Origin of the sequence: Candidatus Hecatella orcuttiae (assembly GCF_002009985.1) — an archaeon.
GTDB classification, from domain to species: Archaea; Thermoproteota; Bathyarchaeia; order Hecatellales; family Hecatellaceae; genus Hecatella; species Hecatella orcuttiae.
The window spans coordinates 621,695-647,836 of sequence record NZ_MTLX02000005.1 but is presented as its reverse complement, the minus strand read 5'-3'; the positions used below and the strand labels follow the sequence as shown (position 1 = coordinate 647,836).

Genomic DNA, 26,142 nt, shown 5'->3' with positions numbered 1-26,142 from the left:
CCGCGGAAAAAGCGCAACAACCCTCACCGACAGCACGGTTGAAGCTGCTCTGAATAATTCCATGTTATAATGGCATAACACTGAGAAAGGGTTAACGCCGTTTCACAGCGGGCTACCTTCCAGCTTCCAACCTTCAAATCTACCACAGCGGGTACCTGAGCAAGGCGGCTACGCCGCCGAAGGAGAGGATTTTTTCGCCGCCTTCATGCTCCGAGCTGAGGATGGTGACTTTTCCGCCTTTCCTCTCCACCTCCCTCATGACCTCCTCTAAGCGAAGCCGCTCCTCGTCGGAGCCTCCTCGCAGGTAGGTGTCAACGACCATCAGGTCTTCCACAGCCCCGCGGCGCGCTGCGTTCTCCACGTCTTCCACCCCGTAGAGAGCGGTCTTCCCTTGGGTGGAGAGGCGGGCTAGAAACTTCTCCACCAAGCTTGCCTCTTGGAGGAGGCGGCTTTCCTTGAAGAACCTGAGGAGCACCCCGCTTCTCAAGGCTTCCTTAACCCCCGCCAAGCCGCCGGTGCTGGCGAAGAAGAGGCTTATCCTAGGAGGAGGCCGGAGGGCTGGATGCTTCCTCACATATGCAGCGAGCTCCTCCTTGATGAAACCCGGGCCGACGACGGCTATGGGCCCCCGGATTGACTTCCAAACCTCACCCAAGCCTCTGGACACTTCCTCGAAGTATTTTTGAAGGGCACCCCTTCTCCTGCCCGCCTCCCTCTTCCCCGGCAGCCGGGCGGCTACCTCGAATTTCACGTCCACATCGAACCGCCTGACCACGGCGACGCAGGCTTCCTCGTCGTCGGCTGCCACCACGATGAAGGGCCGCCCTTCGGCGCGAGAGGCTTTTCTGAGGCGGTCAAGCTGGTAGGGGGGCCATTTTTCTTTGACGAGTTTGAGGAGGCTGTGGGGAAGAAGCGTTATGGTGTGGTAGGCTCCTTTGAGGCCTTGGTAGCGCTCAGGCGCCTCCAAGATTTGACCCCGCACCCTCAGCCTGTTAGTGCTCCTGTCAAAGGCTACGTCGGCCACCCTGATGCCTAAGGTCATCCATACCCTCCGCCCGCAGCTGGGCCTCGCCCCTTCGTTGGCTCCTTTGATCTCCCGGCTTGTCTTGGCGTAGAGGATGTCCCCTTGGAAGATTAGGTTGTAGAGGTGCCAAAGGTCGTCCAGCGTCTCCACGGCCAAGCCGGCTGTTCCCTTCTTCGCGTCGAAGCTGAGCACCTTCATGGAGGCTGCCTCAGGGTAGAGGAAATAAAAGCTTCAGACCTTCATATATGTACGTTGCCTTTCAAGGCCCGTGGAAGCCATGCCGAGCGTCGAAGTTAGGCCGGTGCGGGCGGAGGACATAGGGCGGATTGTGGAAATAGAGAAAGCCTCCTTTAAAGACGCCTACCCTAGGAGTCTCCTAGAAAACCTGATGACCCTCAGCCCTGAAGGCTTCCTAGTGGCTGTTTGGGAAGGGAGGATAATAGGCTACGTGTCGTCCATCGTCGAGAGAAGACACACAGCCCGGCTGGTCTCCGTAGCCGTTCACCCCCACTACAGGCGGCGGGGGGTAGCGTGGAGGCTGATGGCGGAGTTGGTGAAAACCCTCAAAAACAAGGATGTCGACGAGGTCTTGCTGGAGGTTAGAGAAAGCAACAAGGCTGCCATCCGCCTCTACAAGTCCCTAGGCTTCCAGCCTAGGAAAATCCTTCAAAAATACTACGAGGACGGGGAAAACGCCCTGGTGATGTCCCTGCGCCTCAAGCCACCTTCCGCCACAGAAAACTTATAGTTCTCGAGGCCTCATTCTTCCCTCCGGGTGGCTGAGGCGTGAAGGTTTCTTTTTGGCTGCTGGACGTAAACCACGAGACAGTCGACGGCGGCTCCGAAGTGAGGATGTGGGGGGTGGACGAAGCGGGAAACCGGGTTCTGGTGGCGGACAGAGGCTTCAACCCCTCCTTCTACCTTCTCCCCCATCGAGAGGAGGACGCAGAGAAAGTGGCCGAGGCGGCGAGGAAAAACATCAAGGCCTCCGACCTCGTCGCCGTGGAAGTGGAGAGAAAAAAATACTTCGGCAGAGAGCTTAAGGCTGTGAGGGTTGAGGTCGTAGGCCAGGAAGCGTTAGAAAAATACCCTAAGGTCTTGGCCAAAAACCCCTTGGTGAAGGACGTTCTCCACGACGACTTCAGGGTTTCATCCCAGTATCTTCTCCACGGAGACCTCAAGCCCTGCGGCTGGCTGAGCGTGGACGGGGAGAAGATCACCCCTCCTCCTGGAGTCAAGGTGAAAGCCGCCTACTCGGCCAAGTCGCAGCCGCGGATGCTGGAGAGGCTGGACATTCCGAAGCTTAGGGTTTTGGCCTTTTCAGCAGTGTACCACTCGGAGATAGGGTCCCCCAACCCTGAAAGAGACCCTGTGCTGGTGCTTTCCACCCTCACCGGTGAGGGAGCGGTGAAAACCTTTCAGGTGGAGGAATTCGACGACGGAGCCCTCCTGAAATCCTTCGTCCAGCATGTTCAAGCCTACGACCCCGACGTGCTGGTGGGCTACGGCTCCAACAGGCTGGACTTCCCTTATCTGCTCCACCGATGCGGGAAACACGGAGTCAAGCTGGCTTTGGACAGGACAGGAGGAGAACCTCACACCAGCCTCTACGGCCACGTGTCCGTCGTCGGCCGGGCGAACGTGGACCTCCAAGACTTCGCCCAAGACATACCGGAAGTGAAGGTCAAAACCCTCGCGAATGTGGCTAGGTTTCTGGGCGTAGAGGGCTCTGAAAAGGCCCCCCACCTCCCGGAGACGGAGATCAGTAAACTCTGGAAAGACCGGGAGAAAAGGAGGGGACTGGTGGAGGCCTGCGTCCAGAACACCCGGCTGGTGATGGGTCTTTCGGAGGCGATGCTTCCCTTCGCCTTCCAGCTCTCCAACCTCATAGGGCTTCCCGCGGACCACGTGGGCTCCGCGGCGGTGGGGTTCAGAGTAGACTGGTATCTGGCCCGGAAGGCCCTGACCCTCGGAGAACTGATTCCCAAGAGGGTTGAGCAGCCCTACTACCCCTACAAGGGAGGCGCCGTGCTGGAGCCGGAGCCCGGGCTTCACAGGGACATAGCAGTGTTCGACTTCTCAGCCATGTACCCCAATCTGATGATCAAGTACAACCTCTCCCCAGACACCTACCTAGACCCCGAAGAGCCCGAGCCTCCCGGGGGAGCCTACGTCACCCCTGAGGTGGGCCACCGGTTTCGAAGGGAGCCCCCGGGGTTCTACAAGCAGGTGTTGGAGGAGCTGATGAAGGCCCGGGCGGACATCCGCGGCAAGATGGAGGGGTTGAACCCCCGAAGCTTCAACTACAAGCTGCTGGACGCCCGGCAGAAGAGCGTCAAGGTGGTGACCAACGCTGTCTACGGCTACTGCGGCTGGAGGGGCGCCCGCTGGTTCCTGAGCCAAGTAGCCGAAGCCACAGCGGCCTTGGGGAGGAAGACCATCCAAGACACCATCGCCGCGGCGAGGAAGCATGGGCTGGAGGTCGTCTACGGTGACACCGACAGCGTCTTCGTGAAATACGAGGAAGCCAAGGTGAAGAAGTTTCTGGAATGGGTAAACCGGGAAATCGGCTTGGAGATCAGGCCTTCCGTCATCTACCGGCGGGTCCTGTTCACCGAGGCTAAGAAGAGGTACGCGGGGCTCCTCTCCGATGGGAGGGTTGACATCGTGGGTTTGGAGGTAGCCCGGGGGGACTGGTGTGAAGCCTCCAAGCAGGTGCAGGAAAAAGTGGTGGAAATCCTCTTGAAGGAGGAGCTTCCGGAGAAGGCGGTGGAATATGTGCGCAGCCGCATCTTCGACTTCAAGCGGGGAGTCTTCAACGTGGAGGACCTCATCATCTGGAAGACCATCACCAAGCCTTTGGAGGAATACCAGGTGAGGGCTCCTCACGTGGAAGCGGCGAAAAAGCTCAGGGAGAAGGGTTGGAAGTTGACCTACGGGGACAAAGTCGGCTACCTCATCGTCCGGGGGGAGGGGAAACTCTACCAGAGGGCGGTTCCCTACTTCCTAGCCGAACCGGACCGGTTGGACGTGGACTACTACGTGGACAACCAGATAGTTCCCGCTACGTTGAGGGTTCTCCAAATTTTCAACATCACCGAAGACCAGTTGAAGGGTGGAGAGGCTGGAGCGGTGAAGAAGAAAGGTCAGGTAACCCTCTTCCCCGAGGGCTGAAAAGGCGCTGGGAATCCCCGGCTGGAGGGTGTTAAGCCAGCTTGTAGACGAGGTCGCGTTCTCTGACTCTTTCTTTCACCTTAAGCCCTATGGACTGGCCTGCTTGGGCCGTCTGCACGTCCTTGTGCTCTATCTGCATGGATTCCACAGGCTGCTCGAAGTTGGTGGTGCTGCCTTTGAAGGCGATCCTGTCCCCCACGCGGAGTTCCCCCGTCAGCTCGACGACGGCCACTCCGATCTTCGGATAATAATGAACCACCCGGCCTACTTCACGCCATTCTCCTTCCATGGTTTCACCGTTAATTTTTATGGGGCTCCCAAGCTTTAACAGTTACCTTAGAAGAAGAGGATTCCGCTGAGACTATGGGCCACCGGAGCACCGCCTCATCCGGGAGGGCTTTAGCTTTTCAGCCTAGGAAACCCGCGGATGTCCTCCCCCCCGGAGGTGAAGTTCCAAAGCTCAGCCTCAGCCCAGGTGGAGAGCCACTCCAGAAGTTCCTTGGCTATTCGAAGTTTCAACCTTTTAACCAGGGAGGCAGGCACGTCGGAGGCAAGGCTTGGCTTCGAAAACCTTCCAACCCGCTCTCCCAAGTCCATGCCGGCTAGGATGATCTCCCTAGCGCCCATCTCCTCCGCTAGGAAGACTCCTCGGTCCCCGTCGGTGAAGCCTCCGAAGTTGTAGACTTCCCCCTCCGGCTTAACTTGGGTGGTTCCGAGGATGAGGCCTTCAATCCTAGGCACCCAGCTCTTCAAAGCAGGTATGTTGTCACCGTGGCCGTGAACCGTCAAAAGGGCGCCGTGCCTCCCAGCCTCCGCTATGTCCTCCAGCCTCCCATCCAAGTCGGTGACCACCAAGGAAGGAGTGAAGCCGGCTTCAAGCAGAGCCGTGGTCGCTCCGTCCGCTGAAACGAGGAAGCTACTCCTGTGAAGGCCGGCTTCCCGCAGCCTCTCCAAGTCGAGTTTCAGAGAAGGCCCCGCCCCCAGCACCACCACCCTCCGGCCTGCCATCCTCCGGCGCACAGCCTCGGGGCGTAGAGCTCTCCCCCGGATGAGGCTGGCGAGGAGGCCGGTTGCCTGCTGGTCGTGGGTTTCACTTAGACCCAGGGCTTGGGCTATGCGGCGATACCGAGGATACCAGCGGCGGTAGTCCATGTGTCGGAGACACCCAAGGCTTCGGGGCTTCTGCCTCCGGAGGAAACCTTAAGGGAACATCCCTGCGAACCGAAATAAACCTGCTGAAAAAAAAAAGGTGGGAAAACATACTACCATATCTCACCGTTGTAACCGAAGCGCAGGAAAGCGGAAAACGCATTCCCCCAGGGGGATGGTAGGTTTTGGCGGCTCCTAGGCGGAGGGGGCTTTAAATTCCACAGGCCCCCATGTAAATCCATGATGGAAAAACGGCTTCTGAGGCTGGGCTTCGCCCCCGGCCTCATTGTGGAGACGGTGGTTTCCACCTACAACCCCAACCGGCAGCCCGCCGCCGCGCCCATGGGCGTCACCTTGGATGAGGGGGGGAAACTGGTCATCAGACCGTTCACCGACACCCAGACCTTCAGAAACCTCCGAAGCCGCCGCCACTGCGTCGTCAACCTGACAGCCGACCCCCGCATCTTCTTCCACACCGCCTTCAAAGGAGAAAAACCCAGCATCAGCATCCCCCCGGAGTGGTTTGAGAAAGCGGAGAAGGTGAACGCCCCGCGGCTGAGGGACTCTGACGCCTACTTGGAGGCCTCCGTCGTCGACATTCAGGGAGAAAACCGGGAGAGAGCCTCTGTCTTTTGCAGAGTGGAGAAAGTTCGAACTCTGACCTCAGGCCCTAAAGCCTACTGCCGGGCGACCTTCGCCCTCATCGAAAGCATCATCCACGCCACCAGGGTGGCCTTCCTTCTGAAGACGGGAAAGAAGACGAAAGCGGGAAGGCTGCTGGCCCTCATCGCCCACTACCGGCAGCTGGTGGGGAGAACCGCTCCCAAGACCGATAAAGAGAAGCTCATGGAGGAGCTTGTAGAAGTCCTTCGAGGACACGGAGCGAGCCTTTAAGCTGCTAACCTAGGATGCTTCTCCTCACCGTGTCGAAGCCTTCCAGGTATATGTGGTCCACAACCGTCCCCGCTGCCTCCCTGAGCTTCAAACACTCCACCAGCCTCCTGTGGGTTCCTCCCGCCAAGCCGTCGGCTAGGAGGGCGGCTCCCTGCGCGGCTTCCTTGGCTTTTTTGGCAAACCCCCCAAGCTTTCTGAGTTTTCCCCGCGAGGCCAGCCGGCGTTGGACATCCCTCCACAGGGCGTCCATCCTCACCACCCGGCCTGAGAGCAGAATTTCCCTCGGCCTTGGCAGGGAGACCTTCATCACCGAGACTCCTTTCTCCACACCCTCCAAGTAGGCTTCCCAAGCCAAGCGGCATCGACCGTCCCCCGAAGCCAGCTTCTCAGCGAATTCCTGGAGGCTGAGCTGCTTCAATCCGGCAACGTGCGCGGCGCCTCCCCGGCTTAGGAGGGTTTTCCTAAACCCCTCGAGGAGGTAGGCCAGCTCCCCATCTAAGTGGCCGGGGGAGAGAAAGCCCAGCCATCCGGAGGTACCCCCAAGGCCGTCGACAATTTTCCCCCCGTCCACAGCCAGGTAGGCGTTGAAACCTCCGCCCAACTCCACGAGGATGAAGGAGGTCTCCGCGTAGCCACAGCCCAGCCGGCGGGCTTGGTCGACGATGGCCAAGGCAACGCAGCAGAGCTTGTCAGCGGTTCCCAGGTCGATCCTGTTAACTTTTCTGAAAGCCGGAACCGTAGGAAGATGTTTAACCCCGGGGATGAGCATCACCCTGAACCGGGATTTCCGCAGTTCCCGCAAAACTTTCCGAAGCCCTAGGTGAGGGCGGAGGCCCCATTCATCCCGCCTGAGGAGGGCTAGAAGGGCGTATTCCCGGCGGCCCACTTGGTTAAGGGGGATGAGGGGGAGGCCGTGGCCTGAGGGGCCTACCACCAAGTCCAGCGGCTCCACTGCCTTCAAGGCTTCCAGCAGCAGACTCGGGTTGCCGGCTACTTCCTCGGTGGGGATGCTTTCGTCGAGGATGAGCTCTCCGTCGGCCAGCCCGCAGAGGTCGTAGCTTCCAGTTCCCGGGTCTATACCTGCAACTCTAACCAACGGCTCGCTCCCTTAGAGGCTGCTTCCTCCACGCCAAAAAACCGGGGCTCCCAAACCTTAGGGACAGCAGTTTCCTTTGGGGATTTTGTTTCCATGAGGGCAGAGGCGGGGATGGTTGAGGTAGGTGCACACGGCGTCGGCCACGTCTTCGGAGAGATGATGCTCAAGCCCGCAGGCTGTTTTCATATCCAGCTTCATCTTGAGGATGTCTGTGAGGAGAAGCTCAGCCAGCCTGTGGCTTCGGATGATCTGCTCAGCCTTCTTTTTACCCGTCTCCGTCAGCCTAACACCGTCCCTAGGCTCGTAGACGACGAGGCCCTGCTTCTCCAGCTTCTTCAGCATCTCCACGACGCTGGGCGAGGAAACATCCAAATGCCTGGCGATCCAGCTGATCTTCGCCAAGCTGGCGCCCTCTTCCTCGGAGATCCAGAGGGCCTCCAAGTAGTCTTCGATGCTCTCGGAAAGCTGTTGCCCTGACAACCTCCAAACCAGACCTGAAAAAGGGACGCATTACTGAGATAAAAATATGGCTGAGCCCCAGCGGCCCCCAGAGAGGGAAGATTTAATTTGACTAACCACCGACTTAACTCAAGGGCAGAAGGACATGAAGCGCCGTTTCAACCACGCCACCACCGAGGAAGCCTTGGAGAAAATAGCCGCCATCCCCAGCCTGAAGCCTGAGGTGGAAGAGGTAGCCCTAGCCGACGCCTACGGGCGGGTGCTGGCGGAGGACGTGGTTTCCCCTGAGGACATCCCCCCCAAGCACAGGGCCTTCTTCGACGGCTACGCGGTGAGAAGCAGCGATGTGAAGGAAGCCTCCAAGGAGAAGCCTGTGATGTTGAAGGTTGCGGGGAGGATAGACCTGAAAAACCTCAGCCCTCCGCCCCTAGGCTTGAAGGAAGCCTACCGAGTACCCACAGGGGCTCTTCTTCCCCAGGGAGCTGACGCCATCATTCCCTTGGAAGTCGTGGAGTTCGCAGAAGGAGGCGAAATCGCTGTCAGGGGGAAGGTGGAAGAAGGACAGTACCTCACAGCAGCGGGGAAGGACATGGTTCGAGGAGCCACCGTCCTGAGGAGGGGGAGAATTCTGCTGGCGCAAGACTTGGATTTGCTTTTTATGTTCAGGATGAAAACCGTGAAAGTCTACCGGAAACCCAAGGTGGCCATTCTCTCGGTGGGCAGCGAGCTCATGGGAGACTTGGAAGAGGAAGATCCTTCCAAGACCCCAGCCAGCCATAGTATCCTCGTCCAGAAGCTCGTGGAGGCTGCAGGGGGAGCGCCCAGCTACTTGGGCGTATGCCCCGACGACGGAGAGGAGATCGGGAGAAGACTGGAGGAGGCCTTGGCCTCCCACGACATGGCAGCGACCATCGGAGGCTCGTCGGTGGGGGAAGCGGACTTGGTGGTCGAAACTGTCAACCGGCTGGGGAAGCCGGGCATCCTCGTCTACGGTTTGAAGGTAAAACCTGGCGCTGTCAGCTCTTTGGGGCTGGTCCACGGTAAACCTGTAGCCCTGCTGCCAGGGCTCATCCAGTCGACGCTCATCGGGTTTCACTTTCTGCTCCTCCCCCTCATCCTAGCCAAACTGGGCCTCAAGATAGACGAGTACAAGCCTACTGTCAAGGCTCGTTTAAGCAGCCGGGTTGACTGGGGGAAGCCCACCGAGTTTAAGAGAGCGCTTTTCGTGGAGCTTTCCAGGGAGGAGGCAGGCTTCGCCGCCCGGCCGCTTCGAGGGGAATCCTCTCTCATCAGCCCGGTGCTGGCCTCCCACGGCTACGCCTTCGTCTCAGGGAGCAAAACCTCCTTGGAGGCAGGAGAATGGTTGGACGTGTATCTTCTCCCAGGCCTAGCCCGCTTGGAGGCAGTTTGACAGCCTAAAAGGAATCTTTTTTTAGCCTGAAGACGGAATGATTTTTAAAGGGTCTCCCCGATGTCCGTGGAAGTCTACCAGAAGATAGCTGAACTCACCTCCCGAGGGGAGAAAATAGCCGTAGCCACCGTGGTCAAGGCGGAGGGCTCCACCCCTCAGGGGGTCGGGGCCAAGATGATAATTCGGGAGGATGGAAGCCGCTTCGGCACCATCGGAGGAGGCTGCATCGAAAACGCCGTGGTAGCCGAAGCCCAAGAAGCCTTGAAGGATGGAAAAAGCCGGCTGTCCAGCTTCAAACTGACCGAGGAAGAAGCCGGAGGCGTAGGTATGATCTGCGGAGGCACCATGGACGTGATGGTAGAGGTCATCCAGCCTACGCCGACCCTCCTCATCATCGGCAGCGGCCACATCGCAGAACCCCTTCACAGGCTGGGCCGCATGCTAGGCTTTCAAGTCGTGGTGGTGGATCCCTTCGCTCGAAAGGAGAGGTTCCCTGAAGCTGACAGGGTGATAGCAGCCCCCGTGGACGAAGGCCTAGCCCAAGTGGCCGTCGGCCCCCAAACCTACGTGGTCGTGGTAACCCGGCATCAGTACGACGAGCCGGCTTTGAGGGCGGTTCTCCCCTCCCAAGCCGCTTACATCGGTCTCGTGGGAAGTCTTAACAGGGTGAACACCATCTTCAAGATGCTTCGAGAGGAAGGCGTCGCTGACGAGGCAGCCCTAGCCCGGGTGCACGCGCCCATAGGCTTGGACATAGGCGCCAAGACGGTGGAGGAGATAGCCCTCAGCATCATGGCTGAGATAGTCCACGTGCAAAGAGGGGGAACAGGCAGGCCGTTGAAGCTGAAGAGGCTGGAAGCCGCCTCCCAACAGCCCCCAAAAGCCTGACCCACCTCGCTGGAGTTCTCCCTCCCTCTCTTTGAAAACGGGAAGAAGAAGCGTTCGCTCCGCAGCGTAGGAGAGCCGTATTGATTTCGGCAATCGTCCTAGCGGCAGGCCGCTCGGTTCGGATGGGAGCTTTCAAACAGCTGGCTGAGCTGGGAGGTCGGACGATGGTGGAGTGGACGGTGGGAAACGTCCTAGCCTCCCAAGTGGGGGAGGTCGTTGTGGTTTTGGGATTCCGAGCGGAGGAGGTAGCTGAAAAGCTGCCCACGGACCCTAGGTTGAAGGTAGTGGTGAACAAGGCCTTCGACCGGGGGATGAGTAGCTCTCTCAAAGCTGGGCTGAAAGCGGTGGACAGGGCTTGCGAGGCCGCGGTCTTCATCCTAGCCGACCAGCCTCTGGTGGATGCTTCCGTCCTCAACAGGCTGATGGAAGCCTACCGGCAGACCGGAGCGCCTATTGTTGTCCCTACCTACCAGGGGAAGAGAGGTAACCCGGTTCTCATAGCCCGAAGCCTTTTCGGCGAGGTGCAAACCGTCACCGGCGATAAGGGAGCCAGAGAAGTGGTGGAAAGACATGGCGGAGAAGTGGCAGAGGTGGAGATAGACACAGCTACAGTGCTCTTGGACGTAGACACGGTGGACGACCTGAAAAAAGCCAGAGCCCTCCTCAGAAGACATGGCGTTGATGCGGCGGGAGAGAAGACAGAGGAACAGTCCGCCTAGCCGATGCGATGTAGGAGGATTTTAGTCTGGGAAAGGTATTTAGAGACGGCTGGCTTTCTGTTATCCTCATCCAATGAGAGGGGAAGCGGTCTTGAACTGGTTGGACTTGATTCAGATCACCTTGGCTCCTGTTGTGCTCATCACCGCGGTGGGTTTGATCAACATATCCCTCTACAACCGGTATGGGCGCATCCACGACAGGATAAGACATCTCCTCCACGACATCGACGCCGTATCCTCAGCTCAGCTTCAAGAAGAAACGAGGGAGAAGAAAATCGCCAACGCGAAGAGGCAGATAGAAATGCTCTTCGAGAGGGCGAAGCTCTCCAAGTGGTCGCTGTTTCTGATGCAGTTTTCGCTGATAGGAGCCATCGTGGATTCTCTGCTGATCTTCGTGAACGTGCTGGAGTCCGTAAGGCTGGAGGTTGTAATACTAGTCATATTCGGGTTCAGCGTCCTGCTGATCCTCATCAGCGCCGTTTTAACCGCCGTGGAGATAAGCAAATCCCTGAAAGGCCTGTCCGTTGAAGTGGAAGCAGTCACCGAAACTAAACCGTGACAGGCAGCAGCCTGGAATATTGTAACAGTCGCACTTTTAGCCTTTCTTTAAAAGGCAGGCGGCTTTCTCCAAGTCCTGAGGTGTGTTGATGTTGAAGAAACCTCGAAGCTGAGGGTCAAAGTTTCTGATCTGATCCACAGGCAGATAGTAGACGTGCTCCAGTCTCTTCACCACATCCAGCATCGAGTATTCCCCCTGCGCTAGGGCTTCCTCCGCCGCGGGGAGAGTAGGCTGAGAACGGTAGACAGCGTGGAGGGGCTCCCTGTACCCGTTGGGCCACCGGGGGATCACCGCCTCCGAGGCACGCCCTTCCGCCTCTTGGAAGAGCAGCCCTAAAACTTGGGGGTTGACGAAGGGCACGTCGCAGGGCAGCACAGCCACGTACTCAACTTTTAGACTTCTTATTCCAGCTGCTAAGCCGGCGATGGGGCCTCCGCCCTCCACGGCATCCCGCCCTAGGCTCACCGTCGCGGGGAGAATCCGCCGGTAAGGGCCTTCAGGGCTGCTTTTGCTCAAGACCACCACCACCTTGCCCGCGGCCCCTAGGGCTCCTTCCACCACCCATCGGAGGAGAGGTTTTCCTTGAAGGCTTAGGAAGGCTTTGTTTACGCCTCCCATCCTCACGCTGCCTCCTCCAGCCAGCACCACAACCCCACGGCCCCTCATCCTTCCAGCCTCCGACGCCCTTTAGGCTACCAGAATTTTCTCCTCAAAGCCTTCTTCTCCGCCTCCGCCACCAGCTCGTAGAAACGGTCGGTGAGGCGGCTTTCATCCTCCAAGACAGTCCTCGCGTCCTCCGCTTCGAGGCCGTGGCCTACTAAGGCCACTGCCGCGGGGAAGCCGAATTTGGAGATCAGGTCTGCGGATTCTAGCGCAGCCTCAAGGATTCCCTCTTCCCTTCCTCGGAGGTTTTTCCCTTTTTTCTCCGCGATCTTGAAGACTTCTTTTTCAGGCTCTTTGAGGAGGCCTATTCGGGTGGAGCCGCAGTGAGGGCATGCGAGGGAGCGGGGGAGGCTTTTAATCCTCACCAGCTTCACATAGTTCCAGCATTGGGTGCACACCAGCACCGCGGCTTCGTTGAGCAGCCTCGCCCGGGTGGACTCAATGAGGATGCCTCGCATTTTCTCCGGAGGGATGAGGTCGGTTTTGCGGCTTATCCTCTGAACTCCGATGCGGGCGATGGGCGTGGGTTTCTTCAACCCTCGAACAACCTCCACTTCAATGGAGCCTTCCCGGATTTTTTCCAAGATCCGGACAGTATTGTCGATGTCCATGTCCGTGGAGGTAGTGTCCTTCAAGGCTTCCTCGAAGATAGCGGTGCCCTCGAAGCTTTTGACCAGCTGCCGGAGGCTGAGCTCAGTGAAGTCAGCCCACTTGGAAATGGCTCCGAACTTCCTAGCCACATGGATAAGCCTCCTTTTGAAGAGGCCGGTCTTCACAGCGGCCTCCACGGCCAGTTTACCCGGGTTCCGTCCTGTGAGGCTTAGGAGAAGCTCCTTCAGCCTCGGCCCATCCACGGAGCCCTTGGCCTGCAAAACCAGGCGGTAGGGGTCCTCCTGCATGCCCACCGCCTCACCTGTTTCCTCTGAGAGGACATGCCCCAGGATGCGGGCCAGCGTCTTATTGACCAAGGAGCCGAAGCAGCATTGGAGGATGAGGTAGTCGCCCCATTCTTCCACCACTACCCTCCTGTCGGTGGGCACCGGGTAGCCGCCTTCCACCTGCTCCACCACTTCTCGAACAGCGTCCCCCAAGGTCTCCGCGTCTGCGGGATATCTTTCCCTTAGGGCCTGAACCACCTCGGTGGGGGTTTTCGAAGCCTTCAGACTTTCCTCCACAAACCTCCGAATGGCTCCCACTTCCAAGGCGACCTCCAGGGGAACGGGAATCTCCTCCCCCACCCAGCTGGGGATAGCCCCAGTAGGGTCCTGCACGGGTTTGGCGTAGATCTTGTCCCCGTAGACGGACACGATCTTCCAAGCGCTGCCTCGGACGATGAACTTTGTTCCCGGGTCTCCGTACTCAGCCACAAAGGCTTCGTCCAGAATCCCCACCGGCGTGTCGGAGGACTGGTCGATGACCAAGTAGTGTTTCTCGTCGGGGATCATGGAAAGGTTTCCGAAATAGTACTCGTAGAGGTGCTTGGTTTTCTGAGGGCGGAGGAAGCTTTGGTCCTCCGAGGAAACCCAAGCCAGCCGGGGATAACGGGAGTGCATGTAGCCTAGAACCTTGTCCAAGTCTTGGCTGGTGAGCTTCCGATAGGGGTAAGCTTCCCTGCAAAGCTCCAAAACTTCTGCGTAATGCCAACGTTTCCTTTCGATGAGAAGCCCGGCCAGTTGCTGGACGAGAGTATCATAGGGCTTCTCAGGCATGGCCACAGGCTCCAGCTCCTCCGACAGGGCTCGGCGGGCGATGACCAAAGCCTCCAAGGTGTCGTCGGAGTCGATGGTTATGATGACCCCCTTGGCCGTGCCTCCCCGACGGTGTCCGCTTCTCCCAACCCGCTGAACCAGCCGGGTAACCTGCCGAGGGGAGTTATACTGGATGACAAGGTCGATGAGGCCTATGTCGATTCCCAGCTCGAGGGAGGAGGTGCAGACCAAGCCTTTGAGTTTACCCCCCTTCAATCCCTGCTCAGCCCAGATGCGGGAAGGCTTAGCTAGGCTGCCGTGGTGAATGCTCACAGGGTAGTCAACATCCCAAACCTTAAACCGGCTGGCCAGAACCTCTGCCACGGCCCTCGTGTTGGTGAACAGTAAAACCGAGCTGTGCTTTTCGATGAGGTCGCGGATAACCCTCAGCCTCGCCGCCACCTCGGGATGCGTGTAGAGCTTCGCCGCCGTAACATGATCCGTCCGACTGGGCTTGGCGGAGACTATCTGAAGGCGAATGTCCTTGGCCACTGGAACCCGGACTATCTGGCAGGACCGGCGGGTTCCCACCAGAAATTTGGCCACCTTCTCCGGGGAGCCTATGGTGGCAGAAAGCCCTATGACCTGGAAGTCCCCAGCGCCCAGTCTTCTCAGCCTTTCCAAGCCGAGGGAAAGCTGGCTTCCCCGCTTGTCGCAGGCCAGCTCATGCACCTCGTCGACGATAACCCACCTAACCCGGCTGAGATGCCTCCGCATGACCTTTCCGGGGAGAATCGCTTGGAGAGTCTCAGGGGTTGTTATAAGCATATCCGGGGGACTTCGCGCCTGATGGCTTCGCTCCCCCGTGTCCGTGTCCCCATGCCTCACGCCCACCGTCAAGTCGAGCTTCTTACACCACCACTCCAATCTCTCCATGAGGTCCCTGTTTAAGGCCCTCAGAGGGGTTATGTATAGGATTTTAACTCCCTGAGGCCTTTCAGGCATGAGAAGAAAATTGTGGAGGATGGGCAGGATGGCTGCCTCGGTTTTACCCGTGGCGGTAGGGGCGATGAGAAGAACGTTTTCACCCTTCAGAATCAGGGGTATGGCCTTCTCCTGGGGCTCCGTGGGCGAGGAGAACCCTCGCTCCTTGATGACCCTTTGGAGAGGCTTCAGGAGAGTGGAAAAAGAACCTTCCAACCCACCCATCTTCAGAGACCCTCTAAAAATGGTAGGCCCTCCATAAAAACACTATTCGGAAGAAGCCTAATAGGGTTAAATAAAAGGCTGACTTAAGAATTTAAGAAAGCGTGGGATTGAACACGGCCTTAGAGTCCTCCGCAAAGCCTAGAAAACCAGCCGCCGACTTCAAACCCATCCTAATTGTCGGATTGGCGGCTGTGTTGCTCCTAGGAGGATGGCTCGGCCTCATCCAAACCTTGGGAACCCCCACCCCTGTCATGGTTGTGGAAGGCAGAAGCATGCTTCCGACGCTGAGAAACGGAGACCTAGTCATCGTGAAGGAGGTTCCCCCCTCAGAGTTGATGGAAGAGTTTGAAGCGGGAGGCAATTCCCCCATCATCGTCTACTACTCTTCCCACGACCGAAAGTACATCGTCCACAGGATCGTCGGGCTGGAATACAGTGAGGAAGGCGTCTTCCTAGGGTTCAAGACTAAGGGAGACCACAACGCGGTCCCTGACAGGGGGGTGGTAGACCCGGAAGCAGTGGTGGGGAAAGTTATAGCCCACATTCCCTCCTTGGGGTTGGCTGTGATCTTCCTCCGCTCTCCTCCCGGCATCGTATTCACCGTCACCCTCCTCATCGCCTTGGCATTCTGGTCCATTCTGGAGGGGAGAAGTAAAAAGGCGGGGGAAGCTTAATCAACCTTTTTATATCTAATTAGGTTTTGGATATTTAAAGACGTTACAATGCTGGGTGAAAAGCCGGTTTGCCGAAAAAACCTGTGATCAACATAGAAAACGTGGTGGCTTCCGCCATCCTCGACCACAGCGTGGACTTGGACGCCATCACCAAACTCTTCCCCACCGCCGAGTACAGGCCGGAGCAGTTTCCGGGGCTGGTTTTCAGGCTGAAGAAGCCTAAGACAGCCACGCTGATTTTTAACTCCGGGAAGATGGTGTGCACCGGAGCTAAATCGGAAAGCCTCGCCATCAAGGCAGTGGAGAAAGTGGTTAAGGAGCTGAAAAGCCACGGCATCGTTATCATGGGGAAGCCTAAAACTCAGATTCAGAACATCGTAGCCTCCGCCAGCCTCGGCGGGAGAATCGACTTGGAAAAGGCTACTTATTCCCTGAGCAGGACCATGTATGAGCCTGAACAGTTCCCAGGCCTCATCTACCGCATGGACAAACCCAAGGTTGTCATTCTCCTCTTCTCCAGCGGAAAACTTGTCTGCACGGGAGCGAAGAAGGAAGACGAGGTCTATGAGGCTGTGAAGATCCTCAGCGCCAAGCTGGAAGAGGAAGGCGTCATCCACTACGAAGAGGAAGCATAGCGCAGGAAACGAACACTGGGGAGAGCGCGTAGGCCGGTATTTCTGTAGGCTGACGGGATCCCTTTTGCAATAGGCTTAAATACGAGTTGGGAGAGTAAAGGATGGTTTCACTGCTATAAGCCTACCATGAGGGAAAAAAATGGGGGATAATTTTATTTAAACCCAAATCCGAGAAGCCTAAGCGAATAAAAATTTTTGACACAACCCTCCGAGACGGCGAACAGATGCCGGGGGTTTCCCTCACACCGGAAAAGAAACTCAGAATAGCCCATATGCTCGACGAATTGGGCGTGAATGTTATCGAAGGCGGATTCGCCCGGGTTTCAGAAGGCGACCTTCAGGCTTTGAGGCTGATGGCCAAGGAGGGATTGAAGGCTGAACTCTGCAGCATGGTCCGCGCCAACAAAGGGGATGTGGACGCTGCGCTCAAAGCTGAAGTTCAAAGCATCCACCTAGTGGTGCCCACCTCTCAGCTGCACCTCAAATATAAGCTGAAAAAGGAGCCTGAGGAAATTTTAAGCCTATCCCAAGAGGTGGTGGAGTACGCCAAAGACCACGGCTTGGTGGTGGAGCTCTCAGCGGAGGACGGGTCCAGAACCGACGTGGATTTCCTGAAGAGGTTTTTCTCGCAGGGAATTTCCGCGGGAGCCGATAGGATATGCCTCTGCGACACTGTAGGAGTCTTAACTCCCCCTAAGGCTTTTGACCTTCTATCCCAGCTTAGGGAAAAGTTCCAAGTTCCCCTCAGCATCCACTGCCACGACGACTTCGGCATGGCGGTGGCCAACACGCTGGAGGGCCTCCGAGCTGGCGCTGACCAAGCCCATGTGACCGTCAACGGCCTAGGGGAGAGAGCCGGCAACGCGGCGCTAGAAGAAGTGGTGGTGGGAGCGCGGTATCTCCTCAACCTAGACAGCTCGATCACGTTTAACAAGCTCTACGAGGTTTCGAGGCTGGTTTCAAGGCTGACAGGGGTCAACGTCCAACCCAACAAGGCGGTGGTGGGGGATAATGCCTTCGCCCACGAATCCGGCATCCACGTGCACGCCATTCTTTCCCACCCCCTCACCTACGAGCCTCTATCCCCCGACGTCGTAGGGGTGAAAAGAAGACTGGTCGTAGGGAAGCATGTGGGCTCAGCCGGCATCGAGGCTCTTTTGAGGGAGCTGGGGCTGAAGCCTACCCCCGAGCAGTTGAACGAGATCTTTCTCAGAGTCAAGAAGCTGGGGGACAGAGGTAAAACCGTCACCGACAGCGACCTTCAAGCCATCGCCGAAGCTGTGCTAGGACTACCCTCCAAGAGGACCATCGTCCTGAAGGAGCTTACCGTTGTAACCGGCGATAAGGTTACTCCCACAGCCTCGGTGAAGCTGGAGGTGGACGGGAGGGAGGTTGTGGAAGCGGGCATAGGCATAGGCCCTGTGGACGCAGCCATCAACGCCATCAAGAAACTGGGCGCCTCCATAGCGGACATAACCTTGGAGGAATACCATGTCAAATCCATCACCGGCGGAACAGACGCTGTCGTGGAGGTCATCGTAAAGCTCAGGAGAGGGGACAGGACGGTGACGGCCAGCGGCGCCCGAGGCGACATCGTCATGGCCAGCGTGGAAGCCGTCCTCAGCGGAATGAACACCCTCATGGCTGAGTGGCTTAACAAAGAAAAAGAAAACAGCTGAGCGACATCCTGCTCTCAGCGTGCATGCTACGCCAGTTTATCGCTTTCCTCCATTATGCAGACTCCATGGATGCACTTCAAACCTTCCTGCGCACAATAGCGAAGGACATCCTGCGACTCCGAGCTTGGTTGAAGCCAAATCCGCTCTAGGCCCAAGGCTTTACAGTCCTTCACCACGGTGAAGGCTACGGGAGGAGGCACTACGATGTCCACCACATCAGGTTTTTCAGGCAACTCCGCTAAGCTCGGATAGCATGGGTCTCCTGAGATTTCTCGGGTTTTCGGATTAACTGGGTAGACCTTGTAGCCTTTGGCTTTGAGGTTTTTGTAGATTTTATGGCCGTATTTTTCAGCTTCTCTGGAGGCGCCTACCACGGCGAAGATTTTCTGCCGGAGAAAGTCCTTGACGAGTTTTTCCAAGGCGCTTGTAGAGGAGTGTTTAGCCTCCAAGCTGCTCAGGCTCCTTGGAGTTGGTTCCCCGCAGCCCATTCAGGCTCCTTTTATGAATTCTTCGTAGACTTTCCGGGTTCTTTCCGCAGCGGGACCTGAGCCTTCGACCACGCCTTCAGAGGTTAGCCTGATTTTGTCCATGACGACGATGGTTCCCGCATCCTCGTAGAGTTTCACCAGTTTGGGGAAAACCTTGTCCAGCCTCTCAGCCAACCGTTTGAGGTCGAAGGGTTTTTCCGTGATGAACATCCGAGCCACTGTCTGCCCGTAGATGAAGAGCTTGGGGAGGACTTTCCCGTCCTCATCCCTCACATCGGACAGGCAGAGGCTGAGGCTGGCGGGGTCGAAGCCGACTAGGTTTCCTGTGTACTGTTTGTCGGAGGTCGTTACGATGGTGATGGGCTTTTGGAGGAGGGAAGCCATTTCTTCGAAGAATTTCTTCGCCCCTAAAGAGGACATGATGTTTGCGCCTCAACGCAGAGTTGCTTTCAATTAAATAATAGCTGTGCTATATACATGTTTAACGGAGCCTTCCCCCTACAATTGACGACGCTGTCTTTTTTTCCGAGTTTTACTATACCCGCCGCCTTTCACCCTTACGGGGGGATGCTTGAAGCTTAAGCCTTGAAATGAGTTCCTTCGCTTCCCGCGGAGAGGAAGCTCTGCCCAAGCACCTGACTCCAGCCAGCTTGGTTTTCGCTCCGCAAAAGGGGCAAACCTTGATTTTCTGGCCTTCCCTGCATATGGCAGGTCTTCCGCAAGCAACGCAAGGGAAAATCAGATATCTCGTCTTTCCCACCGATGTCAGCCTTTTTTAACTGGCAAATTTTCGGTCTATTTTTTGAGACTGAAGCCAGTGGCAGACTCCGATTTGCGGCTTTTTCCGCTCTTCCAAAACCGCCAAGGCTTCAGCCACCACCTCTTCCACCTTTCTTCCAGTGGTGTCGATTTCATGAATTCTGGAGGGGCCGTAGACGTGTAGAGCTTCTTGGAGGCAGTAATCCAGAATTTCAGCCCAGATGTTCTCTGAAATCTTCTCCGCTGGAAAGCCTTTGGTCTTCAGCCTTTCGGCCAGTTCACCGGGTTCGCATCGGAGAACCAAGACGCTTTTTGGCTTCAGCTTGGGGGGAAGCTTCGCAGAGAAATGAGCTTGAAGAATCAGGTTCCTTTTTTCCGATTGGAAGTGTTTTCCGAGGAAGCGGCTTAGCTTTTCTAGGTCTACGACGCCGGTTTTCCTCAGGGGGTCACGGCGGAGGATTAGTCCTTTTTCCACGGAGAGTTTACCTAGGTCCACGTGGCGGCTTCCGGTTGAGGCTGCGAGCGCTGACGCCACCGTGGTTTTCCCCGTCCCGGGGGTGCCGGTGATGTAGATGACCTTGAAGATTTTTCCTCTCCTTCCCAAAACTTAAATAGTTCAGGGGTTTTAAAGGAATTTCATCCCTAAAAGATTTAAGGGTGATTGTTTGTCGCGTAAAAAGATTCAGCTGGATGAGGAAGAAATCCCCAAAGAATGGTATAACATCCTTCCCGACCTTCCAGAGCCATTGCCTCCGCTGATAAACCCTCAGACCAAAGAACCTGTGCGCCCCGAGGACTTAGAGGCGGTGTTTGCCAAGGAGCTCATCAGGCAGGAGGTCAGCTCCGAACGCTGGATTCCCATTCCCGAGGAGGTTAGGGAAATATACCGGATGTGGAGGCCTACACCCCTCTACCGCGCCTACGGGCTGGAAAAAGCGTTGAACACTCCTGCGAGAATCTACTACAAATGGGAAGGCGTCAGCCCGCCGGGGAGCCATAAACCCAACACCGCCATAGCTCAAGCCTACTACAACTTGAAAGAGGGAACCAGGAGGCTGACTACTGAAACCGGAGCCGGCCAGTGGGGCAGCGCCTTGGCCTTCGCCTGCGCCATGTTCGATCTGAAGTGCACGGTTTACATGGTTAAAGCCAGCTACTACCAGAAGCCTTACCGGAAGACGATGATGCAGGTGTGGAATGCGGAGGTTATCCCGAGTCCCAGCACCCGCACTGAGGCGGGGAGAAAAATCCTAGAACGGGACCCTAAATGCCCGGGAAGTTTAGGCATTTCCATCAGTGAAGCCGTCAACGACGCTGTAACCCATGAGGATACGAAATATACTTTGGGCAGCGTGGTGAACCATGTGCTCCTCCACCAGACGGTCATAGGCTTGGAGCTACAGAAGCAGTTTCAGCAGATAGACGAGTACCCGGACATCATGTTCGGCTGCGTGGGCGGGGGAAGCAGCTTCTCAGGTTTCTCCTACCCCTTCCTCCGCGAGAAGATGCATGGGGAAAAGAAAGAGCTGAGGGCTGTGGCCGTGGAGCCGGCTGCTTGCCCTACCTTGACGAAGGGCCCCTACCGCTACGACCACGGTGATTCGGCTAGGCTGATACCCCTCGTCAAAATGTACACTCTGGGCCACGACTTTGTGCCCGAGCCCATTCATGCGGGAGGGCTGAGGTATCACGGCGACGCGCCCATCTTGTCGCTGCTCGTCCACAAGGGGGTCATGGAGGCTAAGGCTTATCTTCAAAACGAAGTCTTCCAGGCGGCTGTTTTGTTCACCAAGACAGAGGGCATCATTCCAGCTCCCGAGCCCTCCTACGCCATCAAGGCGGTGGTGGATGAGGCCTTAGAATGCAAGCGGAAGGGTGAAGAGAAGGTTTTAGCTTTCAACCTCTGCGGCCACGGCCACTTCGACATGTCCGCCTACGACGCTTACTTTGAAAGGAAGCTACCGGACTACTCCTACCCAGAGGAAAAGATAAAGCAGAGCATCAAAAAACTGGAAGAACTCTATCCTTGGCTGAAATAGTCAGCCTAATTTTCCCCACCTTTTTTATCTGAGGCAAAGGCCTCTAGGGATTCTTGGACACCCGCCTCTCTGGCTGCCTCCAGCTCCTTCCGCTTGATCAACCCTCCCACGTGGGCTTTGATTCCCTCCGCCAGCTTCAAGCCGATGCCGGGCACCGAGGTGAGTTGGGGGAGAGACGCCTGTTTCAAGTCTTCCACCGTCTTGAAGCCGGAGTTGTAGAGGGCTCTGGCTCTGATTCTCCCCACACCAGGGATGGCGACCAAGGGGAGAAGCTCCGGTTTAACGCCGTGTTTAACCCTGAGCCTCAGCTGGGACAGGGTGGGGAGAAGTTCTTTCCGCTTGAAGAGTTTAGCCAGTTCCTCCGCAGCGTAGAGAAGCCATTCAGCCCGCTCCACCAGCCTGTAGAGGTCCCCGGGCTCCACCCTGAAAAACTCCAGCAGATCGTTTTCTCTGGCTTCCTGTATCCAGTAGTGAAGAACCTTGACGCATTTAAGCTCCCCCAAGAAGTCCTCGTACTCCACAAAGTCTTCCTGAGGGGAAGGAGGGTCGAAGAAAAGTTCTCTCTCATGCTCCCGGAGGAAGTTTTCTAAACTCTCCATCTCCCGGCGGTAGGGGTAAAGCCGTGGGAGAATATCCGGTGTGTGGGCTATGAGATGAAGGAGCCCCACTTCCGTCGGCAGCTTAACCTCCTGCAGGAAAGCCTGCTTCATAACCACGGCGGTCACAGGGTCGATGTAGAGTTCCGAGGTTCTCTTCCCGAAAGGCGTAGCCTCCAAGCGGCGGGCTTCATAGCAGACCAGTTCATTTTCCGCCAGATAGTTTAAGGCGGCTCCCACAGGCCTTTGAACTATCTTCTCCCCATACTGGTGAGCGTAGAAGGTTTGGTTGAAAAACTCGGAGAGACCCTGCTCAGTCTTGGCGAAACCTGAGGCGATGGTTGCGAGAACATGGGAGCGGAGAACCCTCTCCACCGCCAGCTTAGACCAAATCCGCTCAGGCTTGGAGCAGACGTAGTACTCCATCAGAAACTCATGCTCGTCGGGAGTGGAAGCCAGAAGGATGGCTTCCCCCTCCTTGTCGTAGAGAGGTCTTCCCGCCCTCCCCGCCATCTGCTTGTACTCGAACACAGGGATGTCCGTCCGCCCTAGGCCGGGCTCGTAGCGGATGTAGCTGTTGATGACCACCGTCCGAGCTGGGAGGTTGACTCCTGCTGCCAAGGTGGGGGTGGCAGCTACGATTTTTATCAGCCCCCGGCGGAAGTTGTCCTCCACAATCTTCCGGTGGGCAGCGTGAATTCCAGCATGGTGAACCGCTACGCCTCCCTCCACCATGCTGGACAGAGTTTCGCTGAGCTGAGTTCTCTCCCCCACGCTTAGGATTTCCTCGGAGATTTTCTTCAACACCCGTAGCTCGCTCTTGGAAAGCAGCTTCTTAACAGGGTGAACAGCCTTCTGGGCGAGGTTCACCGCGACCCTGCGGGCTTCGGCGAAGATGAGAGCCTGTCCGCCTTCTTTCACAGTTTGAAGAGCGAGGTTCACCGCGGAGTTGGGATGCAGCCTTGAAACCTTCCGGGAGCCTCCGTCTTTAAACTGGACTTCGTCGTAGAGGTGGACTCCCTCCCTGAGGGGCACAGGCCTCCAGTCCAAGGCTACGCAGTCAGCCTCAAGCCATTCGGCTATTTCCTCCGCGTTTTCGATGGTGGCGCTGAGGGCTAGGATTTGAAGCTGAGGACTCAGCTGCTTAAGCCTCGTCAGCGTGACTTCGAGGGTCGGCCCTCTGTCGGGTTCGTGGAGTAGGTGAACTTCGTCGGCCACCAGCAGGGAGACGCTTCCCATCCACTCAGCCCTGTGCCTCAGAAGGCTGTCCGCCTTCTCGTTGGTGGTGACGATGAGGTCGTAGCGGGCGAGGTGAGGGTCGCTGCTGTCGTAGTCCCCCGTGGAGAGGGCTACGCGAATTTTTCCCCCACCCCGCTTCTCCAGTTTCCGGTATTTCTGGAAGTCAGCGTATTTTTCAGCAGCCAAGGCTCTGAGGGGAGTCAGATAGAGGACTTTGCCGCCTCTTTCCATGATGTGCTTGAGGGCGCAGAGCTCGGATACGAGGGTCTTGCCTGAAGCCGTAGGGCTTGCCAGCACGAGCCGTCTCCCTTCCAAGGCGCCTTTTTTCACGGCCATTTCCTGGGGAGGGTAAAGCTCCCTGTAGCCGCTTTTCGCCAGAACCTCCTTAACCTCTGGAGGAATGTCTAAGTCGTCGATCAGCAACACCTGACACCGAGTTTAGCCGAGGTTTTTCAGCCTCGAGCTTTTTTGACGTAGCCGGTTCGGGGAGAATAGAGGAGGCCTTGGCTGATCATCTTTCTCACGTACTCTTCAGCCGCCCTCCGTTCTATGTTGTATTCCTCTTCCAGCCTCCGGTAGAGTTCCTCCAACTCCACTTCTTCAAACTTCTTCTCCATCTCCCCCACCAGCATCAGCACGCTGGCGATGCCTTCCCGAACCGTGGCAGGCCGCCCGGTCATGATGATGTCAATGTCCCCCGCCTCAGCACCCAAGGCACCCACAGCCTGAAGGGATTTTTTCATTATCTGAATAGCCGCCTCAGCATCCACAGCGGTAACCTCCTCCCTCAGCGCGGCTCTGGCTCTGGCCTCGGAAATTCTGACCAAAGCCTCCAGCTGCCGGGGGGTTATGGCTATGGGGGAGCCCTCCGCGCCTCCAGAGCGTTCCCTCATCTTCAAGTAAAACTGCTTAAGATGCTCAGCGGCCTCCTGGCTCAGCTTGGGGGTAACCCTCGACCTGGCGTAGGTTATGTATTTCCTGAGAAGCTCGGGGGGTATGGGGGAAGCCTCCGCGCCTCCAGCCCTGTGAGACCGGAGGATGTGGTCGGCCAGCCTGTCGTCCAAGTCCTTGTCCGGCAGGTCTCGCTGGATGAAGATGAGGTCGAACCTTGAAAGAATGACCAAGGGTATGTTGATGTTTTCAGCCACCGAAAGCCGGTCCTCATACCTTCCTAGCTTAGGGTTGGCCGCGGCCATGATGGAAGTCCTAGCGTTGAGGGTGGCTACGATGCCTCCCTTGGCCACGCTGACGGTCTGCTGCTCCATCATTTCATGCATGGCCACCCGATCCTCGTCCCTCATCTTGTCGATCTCGTCCACCGCCGCCACGCCCTTGTCAGCCAGAACCAAGGCTCCTGCTTCGAGAACCATTCCTCCTGCCTTTTCCCTGAGGACCGCCGCCGTTAACCCTGCGGCTGTAGTTCCTCTTCCGCTGGTGTAAAGGCCTCGGGGGGACACCCTGCTCACGTAGCGGAGCATTTGGGACTTGGCTGTGCCCGGATCACCCACTAGGAGGATGTGTACGTCCCCCCGGATTGTGACCCCCTCAGGTGTCACTTTGGGGACGCCTCCGAAAAGGAGGTACATAATGGCCTCTTTGATGTCTTCGTAGCCGAAGATGGAGGGGGCGATGGAGTCGACGATCTTCTTGTGGATGAAAGCATCCTTGGAGAGTTCCAGAATTTTCTTCTCATCCTCCAAGGAGAGGTCTAAGGTTTCCAGCTCCTTCCCGAGGGTTTCCACGGAATTGGCGTCCACGAAGATGTTGAAAGCCCTCAGCCGACCCTTACCGGGAACAACCTCAGGCCGGGCTCTGACGATGCCTGTTACCACAACCCTGTCTCCCGGCCTCGCGCAGTCAACCACGTCGTCTTCCAAAACAACGTCTAGATGGCGGGGAAGCTGGCCTGGGGGGAGCTCCTCAGGCCTCTCCTGAACCCTCAACTCTTGGAAGTCCATGAACTTGGACTTTTCAGGGATAAGCTCAAAGCCGCTTTCTCTCCGGCATGAAGGGTTCATGCACCGTGAGGGCTGCCGGAGGAAGGGCCCATGCTGGGGGATGGTCATCTCCTCCCCGCATTTACATTTGAAGATAGCCTCCATGAGCAGGGGCTTGATGGGCGTTGACCTGACGACGATGCCGTCGAAGGACGCCATTTTTTCAATGTGCTTGGCGCCTATGGACCGGAGGGGAACCTTGTGGGGTAGGCCTTTAACCCTCACATAGAGCTTTCCCGCTGTTTCAGAATATTGTGCATCCTCAATCCTCATCTGAGCTTGGAGGGCTAAGGAAGCCTGTTTAAGGCATTCTTCAGGCTTTTCAACGAGCATGGAGGCCAGTTCTTTGCTGAAGAGGGAGAGATCTACGAAGTCTAGGTAGAGGGAGCGTTTTTCCTCCACCGCCATTTTCTTCATCATTTTCCGGTATTCAGGCTTCTTGAAGAGTTCCTGAAACTTTTCCAAAGGGTCTACTAGCACTCTAGCCATAGGGACCAGACCTTAAACTTTCAACGCGGAGGCTTTCCACTCCTCAACCGTGCGGTAAAGCCTCTCGTAGAGGAACCTCTCCTCCCAGGTGAGGTTTCTCACAGCGGCTTCAGACTGTTCTGGAGCTGAAGCTAGGAGGAGGATCTTATTCAGCCTGCTGGTGAGGATGTCCATCCCCAACCGTAGAGCCTGCTCGAACTCCGCCCTCTTCTCCGGGTTACCGGAGCCTGCTTCCTTCAACGTTTTCAAAAATCTCCGAAGCTTGGGATAAAAGTTTTCGGGCAGGGTTGAAAGCCGCCGGGAGGCTTGCATGGTTTCCACTATCTGAGCTTTTTGGAGGTCTAAGAGGCTCAGTTTTTCCGCCTCCGACTCAAGCTGGGCAACCCCGCTTTCAACCAGCTCCTCCGCCACCCAGCGGGAAATCTCAAACCTCTCCCCAGCCTCCCAGGGGCCCAGCTCCATCTGAGCCACGGATATTCTGGGAACAGGTTTAAGGGCGACCATTCTCACAGGTTTCTGGCCGAACTTCTCATCTGAAGCCTCAAACAGATCCAAGCTGAGAGAGCCTCCCCCTTACCATAAAGGGAGGCAGAAGAATATCAGTCTTGTCGTAA

25 protein-coding genes are annotated in these 26,142 nt (G+C 57.0%); 11 read left to right on the top strand and 14 right to left on the bottom strand.

The window, feature by feature from the left end:
• Positions 1 to 139: 139 nt before the first annotated feature.
• A complete protein-coding gene (locus BWM17_RS06390; protein ID WP_309493104.1) occupies positions 140 to 1,222 on the bottom strand; it encodes an mRNA surveillance protein pelota in 1,083 nt (360 codons plus the stop codon).
• Positions 1,223 to 1,301: 79 nt separating this feature from the next.
• Here BWM17_RS06390 and rimI point away from each other — a divergent pair, with 79 nt between their 5' ends.
• Together rimI and BWM17_RS06380 are read left to right on the top strand one after the other, a co-directional pair.
• Positions 1,302 to 1,772: a ribosomal protein S18-alanine N-acetyltransferase gene (gene rimI, locus BWM17_RS06385; RefSeq protein ID WP_309493746.1), complete on the top strand. Its 471-nt coding sequence runs from the start codon at positions 1,302 to 1,304 to the stop codon at positions 1,770 to 1,772.
• A 38-nt stretch (positions 1,773 to 1,810) separates the two neighbouring features.
• Positions 1,811 to 4,198 (top strand): DNA-directed DNA polymerase, encoded by a 2,388-nt coding sequence (locus BWM17_RS06380; RefSeq protein WP_309493103.1) that lies wholly within the window; start codon positions 1,811 to 1,813, stop codon positions 4,196 to 4,198.
• 31 nt (positions 4,199 to 4,229) lie between these two features.
• Here BWM17_RS06380 and BWM17_RS06375 read toward each other — a convergent pair whose 3' ends face one another.
• Complete coding sequence (locus BWM17_RS06375) at positions 4,230 to 4,487, bottom strand: hypothetical protein (protein WP_309493102.1); 258 nt, start codon at positions 4,485 to 4,487, stop codon at positions 4,230 to 4,232.
• A 110-nt stretch (positions 4,488 to 4,597) separates the two neighbouring features.
• A complete protein-coding gene (locus BWM17_RS06370; RefSeq protein ID WP_309493101.1) occupies positions 4,598 to 5,350 on the bottom strand; it encodes a 6-hydroxymethylpterin diphosphokinase MptE-like protein in 753 nt (250 codons plus the stop codon).
• 237 nt (positions 5,351 to 5,587) lie between these two features.
• Here BWM17_RS06370 and BWM17_RS06365 point away from each other — a divergent pair, with 237 nt between their 5' ends.
• Positions 5,588 to 6,241 carry a DUF447 domain-containing protein gene (locus tag BWM17_RS06365; RefSeq protein ID WP_309493100.1) on the top strand — a complete coding sequence of 218 codons (654 nt, stop codon included), beginning with the start codon at positions 5,588 to 5,590 and terminating at the stop codon, positions 6,239 to 6,241.
• A gap of 4 nt (positions 6,242 to 6,245) precedes the next feature.
• On the opposite strand, the gene BWM17_RS06360 is transcribed toward BWM17_RS06365, so the two are convergent.
• Together BWM17_RS06360 and BWM17_RS06355 are read right to left on the bottom strand one after the other, a co-directional pair.
• The gene (locus tag BWM17_RS06360) at positions 6,246 to 7,337 is read right to left on the bottom strand and encodes a DUF1464 family protein (protein WP_309493099.1); all 1,092 of its coding nucleotides are present in this window, start codon (positions 7,335 to 7,337) and stop codon (positions 6,246 to 6,248) included.
• 57 nt (positions 7,338 to 7,394) lie between these two features.
• Positions 7,395 to 7,817 carry a metal-dependent transcriptional regulator gene (locus tag BWM17_RS06355; protein WP_309493098.1) on the bottom strand — a complete coding sequence of 141 codons (423 nt, stop codon included), beginning with the start codon at positions 7,815 to 7,817 and terminating at the stop codon, positions 7,395 to 7,397.
• A 124-nt stretch (positions 7,818 to 7,941) separates the two neighbouring features.
• On the opposite strand from BWM17_RS06355, the gene BWM17_RS06350 reads away from it, so the two are divergent.
• The 4 genes from BWM17_RS06350 to BWM17_RS06335 all read left to right on the top strand — a co-directional run bounded on the left by BWM17_RS06350 (position 7,942) and on the right by BWM17_RS06335 (position 11,373).
• Positions 7,942 to 9,207 carry a molybdopterin molybdotransferase MoeA gene (locus BWM17_RS06350; protein ID WP_309493097.1) on the top strand — a complete coding sequence of 422 codons (1,266 nt, stop codon included), beginning with the start codon at positions 7,942 to 7,944 and terminating at the stop codon, positions 9,205 to 9,207.
• Positions 9,208 to 9,267: 60 nt separating this feature from the next.
• Complete coding sequence (locus BWM17_RS06345; protein ID WP_309493096.1) at positions 9,268 to 10,095, top strand: XdhC/CoxI family protein; 828 nt, start codon at positions 9,268 to 9,270, stop codon at positions 10,093 to 10,095.
• A gap of 80 nt (positions 10,096 to 10,175) precedes the next feature.
• On the top strand, positions 10,176 to 10,814 hold the full coding sequence (gene mocA, locus BWM17_RS06340) for a molybdenum cofactor cytidylyltransferase (protein WP_309493095.1): 639 nt from the start codon (positions 10,176 to 10,178) through the stop codon (positions 10,812 to 10,814).
• 91 nt (positions 10,815 to 10,905) lie between these two features.
• Positions 10,906 to 11,373: a DUF2721 domain-containing protein gene (locus tag BWM17_RS06335; protein WP_309493094.1), complete on the top strand. Its 468-nt coding sequence runs from the start codon at positions 10,906 to 10,908 to the stop codon at positions 11,371 to 11,373.
• Positions 11,374 to 11,409: 36 nt separating this feature from the next.
• Here BWM17_RS06335 and mobA read toward each other — a convergent pair whose 3' ends face one another.
• Both mobA and BWM17_RS06325 read right to left on the bottom strand, forming a co-directional pair.
• Positions 11,410 to 12,039, bottom strand: a complete 630-nt coding sequence (gene mobA, locus BWM17_RS06330) for a molybdenum cofactor guanylyltransferase (protein ID WP_309493093.1) — start codon at positions 12,037 to 12,039, stop codon at positions 11,410 to 11,412.
• Between the two features lie 26 nt (positions 12,040 to 12,065).
• Positions 12,066 to 14,933 (bottom strand): DEAD/DEAH box helicase, encoded by a 2,868-nt coding sequence (locus BWM17_RS06325; RefSeq protein WP_309493092.1) that lies wholly within the window; start codon positions 14,931 to 14,933, stop codon positions 12,066 to 12,068.
• Positions 14,934 to 15,034: 101 nt separating this feature from the next.
• On the opposite strand from BWM17_RS06325, the gene BWM17_RS06320 reads away from it, so the two are divergent.
• The 3 genes from BWM17_RS06320 (at position 15,035) to BWM17_RS06310 (ending at position 17,921) form a co-directional block, all read left to right on the top strand.
• Positions 15,035 to 15,607, top strand: coding sequence for a signal peptidase I (locus BWM17_RS06320; RefSeq protein WP_309493091.1), 573 nt, complete (start codon positions 15,035 to 15,037; stop codon positions 15,605 to 15,607).
• A gap of 68 nt (positions 15,608 to 15,675) precedes the next feature.
• Positions 15,676 to 16,242, top strand: coding sequence for a TATA-box-binding protein (locus tag BWM17_RS06315; protein WP_309493090.1), 567 nt, complete (start codon positions 15,676 to 15,678; stop codon positions 16,240 to 16,242).
• A 149-nt stretch (positions 16,243 to 16,391) separates the two neighbouring features.
• Positions 16,392 to 17,921, top strand: coding sequence for a 2-isopropylmalate synthase (locus tag BWM17_RS06310; RefSeq protein WP_342766505.1), 1,530 nt, complete (start codon positions 16,392 to 16,394; stop codon positions 17,919 to 17,921).
• Between the two features lie 26 nt (positions 17,922 to 17,947).
• Here BWM17_RS06310 and BWM17_RS06305 read toward each other — a convergent pair whose 3' ends face one another.
• From BWM17_RS06305 to BWM17_RS06290, 4 genes are all read right to left on the bottom strand, one after another.
• Entirely contained in the window at positions 17,948 to 18,409 is a 462-nt protein-coding gene (locus BWM17_RS06305) for a CoA-binding protein (protein ID WP_309493089.1), read from the bottom strand.
• The gene (locus tag BWM17_RS06300) at positions 18,410 to 18,829 is read right to left on the bottom strand and encodes an Lsm family RNA-binding protein (protein ID WP_309493088.1); all 420 of its coding nucleotides are present in this window, start codon (positions 18,827 to 18,829) and stop codon (positions 18,410 to 18,412) included.
• A gap of 115 nt (positions 18,830 to 18,944) precedes the next feature.
• Complete coding sequence (locus tag BWM17_RS06295) at positions 18,945 to 19,169, bottom strand: DUF1922 domain-containing protein (RefSeq protein ID WP_309493087.1); 225 nt, start codon at positions 19,167 to 19,169, stop codon at positions 18,945 to 18,947.
• Between the two features lie 15 nt (positions 19,170 to 19,184).
• Positions 19,185 to 19,772: an adenylate kinase family protein gene (locus BWM17_RS06290; RefSeq protein WP_309493086.1), complete on the bottom strand. Its 588-nt coding sequence runs from the start codon at positions 19,770 to 19,772 to the stop codon at positions 19,185 to 19,187.
• A gap of 61 nt (positions 19,773 to 19,833) precedes the next feature.
• On the opposite strand from BWM17_RS06290, the gene BWM17_RS06285 reads away from it, so the two are divergent.
• Positions 19,834 to 21,207, top strand: a complete 1,374-nt coding sequence (locus tag BWM17_RS06285) for a TrpB-like pyridoxal phosphate-dependent enzyme (protein WP_309493085.1) — start codon at positions 19,834 to 19,836, stop codon at positions 21,205 to 21,207.
• Positions 21,208 to 21,212: 5 nt separating this feature from the next.
• Here BWM17_RS06285 and BWM17_RS06280 read toward each other — a convergent pair whose 3' ends face one another.
• The 3 genes from BWM17_RS06280 to BWM17_RS06270 are packed head-to-tail and all read right to left on the bottom strand — an operon-like array spanning position 21,213 to position 26,083.
• The gene (locus tag BWM17_RS06280) at positions 21,213 to 23,465 is read right to left on the bottom strand and encodes a DEAD/DEAH box helicase (RefSeq protein ID WP_309493084.1); all 2,253 of its coding nucleotides are present in this window, start codon (positions 23,463 to 23,465) and stop codon (positions 21,213 to 21,215) included.
• 29 nt (positions 23,466 to 23,494) lie between these two features.
• Positions 23,495 to 25,528 (bottom strand): minichromosome maintenance protein MCM, encoded by a 2,034-nt coding sequence (locus BWM17_RS06275; RefSeq protein ID WP_309493083.1) that lies wholly within the window; start codon positions 25,526 to 25,528, stop codon positions 23,495 to 23,497.
• A gap of 12 nt (positions 25,529 to 25,540) precedes the next feature.
• Positions 25,541 to 26,083 (bottom strand): hypothetical protein, encoded by a 543-nt coding sequence (locus BWM17_RS06270; RefSeq protein ID WP_309493082.1) that lies wholly within the window; start codon positions 26,081 to 26,083, stop codon positions 25,541 to 25,543.
• Positions 26,084 to 26,142 lie beyond the last annotated feature (59 nt).